Genomic DNA, 5,041 nt, shown 5'->3' with positions numbered 1-5,041 from the left:
TGATCGTAAGCGGCGGCGAAAACGTGTATTGCTCGGAGGTCGAAGAAGCGCTGTATAAGCATAGCGCGGTACTCGAAGTAGCCGTGTTCGGCGTGCCGGATCAACAATGGGGTGAGGCCGTACACGCAGTGGTCGTGACCCGTGAAGAAGTGACCGCTGAAGAGCTAATCGCATTCTGTCGCGAATTTATCGCCAGCTACAAAATTCCTAAAGCGATCAGCTTCTCGTCAGACGAACTACCGAAGTCTGGCCCGGGGAAAATACTGAAACGGAAACTGCGCGCACCTTTCTGGGAAGGGCGAGAATCCAAAATCAATTAGACTGGGGCCCCACCCTGCCGCTGCGCGGTCCAGCGACCTGCCCCGTGCCTGCGGTCTACAGACGCAAAAAGGCCGGTTGGTGGCCAGGGGGTGACAAATCGGCAGGACGGCCGATTTGGACACGCGACACGTGCCCGAAGGGCACTGCACAGGGATGTGCAGCGTCAATCAACACCCGACACGCGGATTTTCAGTCCAGTGTTCGTAGGCTTCTGGCGTTATATTTCAATAAGATACCGGAGCGCCTGTTGCCCAATTTGCACTACAATGCATAACAATGCACAACAATGCACAGCTTGTTCACGCAAAACTCACGCACACTAGTTCTTGTTTCTACCTGCCCGTCAGATTGCGCATTGTGGGTAACGGTGCGGAGGCTACTGACTAAGGTCGCCAAGGGGAATGCCAGCTTGCTGATGATCTAAGTGCCTCTCAGATATTTTATTCGAATATCTGCATAAGCGGCCGATTGACGTAATAGTTGTACTTGCCGAATCGATGCTTCTCTACAAATCCTTTTTCCGTGAGTTTTGATAAGTACTTGCTAGCCGTCAGTCGCGAAACGCCGAGATCATCCTGAAGTGCTTCGATCTTGGTATAGGGATGGCGAAACAAATTTGTGAGAAGATCGTAGCTGTAGATCTTTGGCAACTCCCGCCGAATTCTTTCCTCGTAGTCATTCATCACGTTCCTAATTGCCTTTATGAGCGCAATCGTGGTCTTCGAAGTCGTCTCAACACCTTGGAGCATGTACAGCAGCCAGGGCTCCCAGTCGTCTGTATCTCGGGTACTTTGCAGAAGTTGATAGTACTCGGCTTTTGTATTGATTATGTAGCCGCTGAGATAGAGAACGGGTTGATCCAACATTCCTTTGGCGACGAGATAAAGGCTGTTGAGTATCCGCCCAGCCCGTCCGTTGCCATCGTAAAATGGATGAATGCTTTCAAATTGGTGGTGCGCGATAGCCATTTTGATCAACGGGTCTGCCGCACACAGGGTGTCATCATTGATAAACTGCTCTATGTCGGCTAACAACGACTGTATTTCGTTCGGATCCTGTGGTGGAGTGAAGACCGTCTCGCCAGTTGCCAGGTTCTTGATTACCGTGCCAGGCAATTTTCGGACACCGGCGTCGTTGTCCATCAACATTTGATGAAATTGGACGATACGATTGACGGTAATTAGTTTGTCGCCGCGCATTTGCTCAAATCCGCTCCTGAGTGCAGCGGCATAACGTCGAACCTCCTTTGCGGCGGGGTTCCTGGAATAGTCGGAGAATATATCGGCTTGGAACAGCTCATCTTGCGTAGTGAATATGTTCTCAATTTCCGAACTATCCTTCGCTTCCTGAAGCGACAGAGTACTGATCAGGATTTCCGGATTGGGAATAGTTGCTGCGATGCCCTTTAGTTCGGCCAGATAGCGGTGGGCCGCGACCAGCTGCTTGAGGACTGCGTGGGTTTCCAGGCGCTCGGTTTCTGGCAGCGTTGTTAGCAGTTTCGTCATTTGCTGGCTCAATATGTATAAAATTACCTAAAAACTATACATGATGTTCTCTTCATGTCAACTTTTTTCGATAATCTATATATGTTTTGGGCCTTGTGCAAACATCCTTTACATGAGCTCTCATCGCACGGCTGGCGGCAGCCCTGTTTAAAACAGGGGTCGAAGGGTACTTTCAAGTTAATTCACACGTGTATATCGGCGGCGAAAATTGACCCTTGAAAGAATGGTGGCCAGGGGGTGACAAATCTGCCGGGAGCAGACTTGGACACGCGAAGCGTGCCCGAAGGGCGCCGCACAGGGATGTGCAGCGTCAATCAACACCCGACACGCGGATATGCAGTCCACTGCTCACTACCAAGCGGTCCAGCGCAACCGCTATTGCTGGCCGGTGATTCTGATCTGGGCACCATAATGGATGCCCAGACCTCTATACAATACTCAAATCACAGGTTTGCGCCTCACCTGACTTCCTTTCGCATTTTCCGTGAGACTCCATTGCTCTGTGAGGCTGATTTCCTGGTTAGCAATTGATTGGGATGCATATGCCCTTTGTTAATGACGCTGCAGCAGCAGGATGTCTGCAACCCGAGGAAAATCCAGTAAACTCTAAACTTGATTCGGGTAAACGTGATGCAAGCTGCGCCGATAAAAGCGAGTCTCAAATTTCTGGCCAATGTTGATGGGCCTCTCGTCTACATTCCCTCCAAAGGTGGCGGTGATGAGACCGAACACGTGGGTAACTTCACGATGCAGGAAGTGGCTATTCACAATGGCCGCCATCACAAACAAGTCTCCAGTCTGGACGTCGAAGGCTTCAAACTGGTGCCACAAGTAACCGAGGTTGAAGACTTCTATGACGATGCGCAGGTCGAGTCGACTTACCACGACGAAGTGAAAGCGCTGCTCACAGAGATTACGGGCGCGGCACGTATTGAGATTTTCGACGATACGAGACGCTCGACTTCTCTCGAGCGACAAAGGGATAAAAAGATTCGCGAAGCTGCCTCTATCGTTCACAACGATTACACCGCGCGCTCCGGCGTCAAGCGACTACGCGACCACTTTGCAGATGACCCGGATGAGGCGGAAAAACTGTTGCAACGGCGCTTCGCCATAGTCAACGTGTGGCGTTCGATGTCCGGCCCAATCTACAACTACCCGCTGGTGCTGTGCGATGCCGCGACGGTGAGACCGGAAGACCTGGTTTCCGTCGAACGTCGCGCCGAGGAGCGCACTGGCGAACTTCAAGTGGCCCTGCACTATCCCGGACAGCGCTGGTACTACTTCCCCGAGATGCAAATGGATGAGGCGTTACTATTCAAGACCTTTGATTCGGAAACCGATGGACGCGCCCGCTTTACTATTCACTCGTCCTTCGAAGACCCTGATGCGCCCGCGGACGCAGCACCCCGCGAGAGTATCGAGACCCGCTGTCTGGTGTTTTTCTGAGCGGCAAAAATATCCGCGCCTGATCCTGATTTGGGCACCAAAGTGGGCGCCAAATGGGCACCTGGGAAATGAACGTCCGCTATGCACCCGAAAGCGGCAATTGAGGTGATAGAGTCCTGAATGACCGCTAACGACGGCGGTCTCAACCGGTCGACGCAACACTTGCGTTAAGTCTCTCTGCTGGGGTAGATGCGCGTTCAAGCGAAGACCGCCATCACCGCTGATTACATGGGTCCGAGTTAAGACGATGGACGCTCGATTACGCGAAAAAGGGCGATTATCCATCCTATACTCAACCCCGCAAACAGGGGTGCCACCCTTTATTGTTTACAGGACGTGGAAGCCACTGCCAGGAGGGGCATCGGGAAGTCCCTGCTTGAGGCTGAAAACGGAGAAATGCAATGACCGAACTGCCAGACTTCGATCGAGCGGTCGCTATCGATCCCGATGGTGAGGGGCGATGGCGCACTCGGATCGAAGATGGCTGGGACTTTGCCGGCACGCCCAACGGCGGCTATCTGCTCTCGCTTGTCGCCAAGGCGATGATCGAACTCACCGGTCGGCCCGACCCCGTCGCGGTCACGGCGCACTATCTGGCACCGGCGCGTCCGGGGCCCGCAGAGCTCGAGGGAGAGCTTCTGAAGAAGGGAAAGCTGTTGGCTACAGCACATGCCTCGCTTTGCCAGGGTGATCGCTGTGTTGCCCAGGTTCTCGGTACCTTCGGCGATCTCTCACGACTTGCGTCCTCAAAGATCCTGCACGAATCGGGGCTGCCGGATCTTCCGCCGCCCGAGGCATGCATAGCGCCAGTGCCCATTCCGGGAGGCTTCACTCCACCGCCGATAACCCACCGCGTTGCCATTCGCCTCCACCCCGAGCACGTCGGTTTCGTTGTGGGCAAGCCCCATGGACGCTCCGAGATGGGTGGTTGGGCGAAGTTTGCGGACGGTCGCCCCGTCGACACCCTGGCCCTGCCGCTTCTTGCTGACAGCTTTCCGCCGCCGATATTTAACGTCGGGATTCCGCTCAAATGGGTCCCCACGATCGAGCTCACCATCCACGTCCACAAGCGTCCGGCTCCGGGCTGGATCGGCGCGTGGTTCACCACCGACCACATCGCCGGGGGTTACCTGGAGGAGGATGGCGTGATGTGGGACGAGACGGGCGATGTCGTGGCGGTCTCCCGGCAGATGGCGATTCTGCCGCGCTAAGAGCCCGGATTGCGGTCGGTCCACATCAGGGCCAAGGTCGGCCCACTCTGGCCCGCCTCGTGCGGGCCTTTTCTTGCCTAGCTGTGATGACTCAGATCCGACCGTACAGACGCTGGCCGATCAGATTTCGACTGGCAGCTTTCGCCGAAAGCGCACATTACTAACCGCTAAAAAACATACCTTTTTTTGCGTTGGCGTCCCCGCCAGCTTGTTATAACTATCAATGGGAGAGTATGAGTTCAAGACGATGGCCAACCCGCTCCGCCATGTCTGCAATTTCACCGGTTAGTTCGATAACCCAATAGAGAAATATGACGTTGACCGGCTCAAGGCTGCTTTCAACGACACAAAGTGCAGATCGCAGGTCTACCTGACGGCTATCGGTATCCGTTTCGATTTGGTCAAGTTCTTCTATCAGCGACTCGACAAGCGATACCTCGGCACCGCGGAATCCGCTGGTAAACAGCTCGTGTAGTTCCCGCACGCTCTTGCGCGCTTGTTTTGCCGCATCGATGTTGCGCCTGACGAACTCCAGGAAGTCATCGGCAATCGCGT

The 5,041-nt window shown here is 54.4% G+C and carries 5 protein-coding genes; 3 read left to right on the top strand and 2 right to left on the bottom strand.

What is annotated here, in order from left to right:
* Nucleotides 1–320: AMP-dependent synthetase (locus IIA05_12865; GenBank protein MCH9027981.1), on the top strand; the 320-nt coding region annotated here is incomplete at its 5' end.
* 441 nt (nt 321–761) lie between these two features.
* On the opposite strand, the gene IIA05_12860 is transcribed toward IIA05_12865, so the two are convergent.
* Entirely contained in the window at nt 762–1,826 is a 1,065-nt protein-coding gene (locus IIA05_12860) for a Fic family protein (GenBank protein MCH9027980.1), read from the bottom strand.
* Nucleotides 1,827–2,453: 627 nt separating this feature from the next.
* Between IIA05_12860 and IIA05_12855 the strand changes: the two genes are divergently transcribed.
* Together IIA05_12855 and IIA05_12850 are read left to right on the top strand one after the other, a co-directional pair.
* Nucleotides 2,454–3,275 (top strand): methyltransferase, encoded by an 822-nt coding sequence (locus IIA05_12855; GenBank protein ID MCH9027979.1) that lies wholly within the window; start codon nt 2,454–2,456, stop codon nt 3,273–3,275.
* Between the two features lie 401 nt (nt 3,276–3,676).
* The gene (locus IIA05_12850) at nt 3,677–4,486 is read left to right on the top strand and encodes a thioesterase family protein (GenBank protein MCH9027978.1); all 810 of its coding nucleotides are present in this window, start codon (nt 3,677–3,679) and stop codon (nt 4,484–4,486) included.
* Nucleotides 4,487–4,706: 220 nt separating this feature from the next.
* Here the strand turns inward: IIA05_12850 and IIA05_12845 are convergent.
* On the bottom strand, nt 4,707–5,041 hold a 335-nt coding region (locus IIA05_12845; protein ID MCH9027977.1), incomplete at its 5' end, for a DUF47 family protein.

Source organism: Pseudomonadota bacterium (assembly GCA_022572885.1).
Classification (GTDB): Bacteria; Pseudomonadota; Gammaproteobacteria; order Steroidobacterales; family MnTg04; genus MnTg04.
Note: the sequence above shows the minus strand (reverse complement) of the source record. Positions and strands in the feature narration are given on the sequence as shown.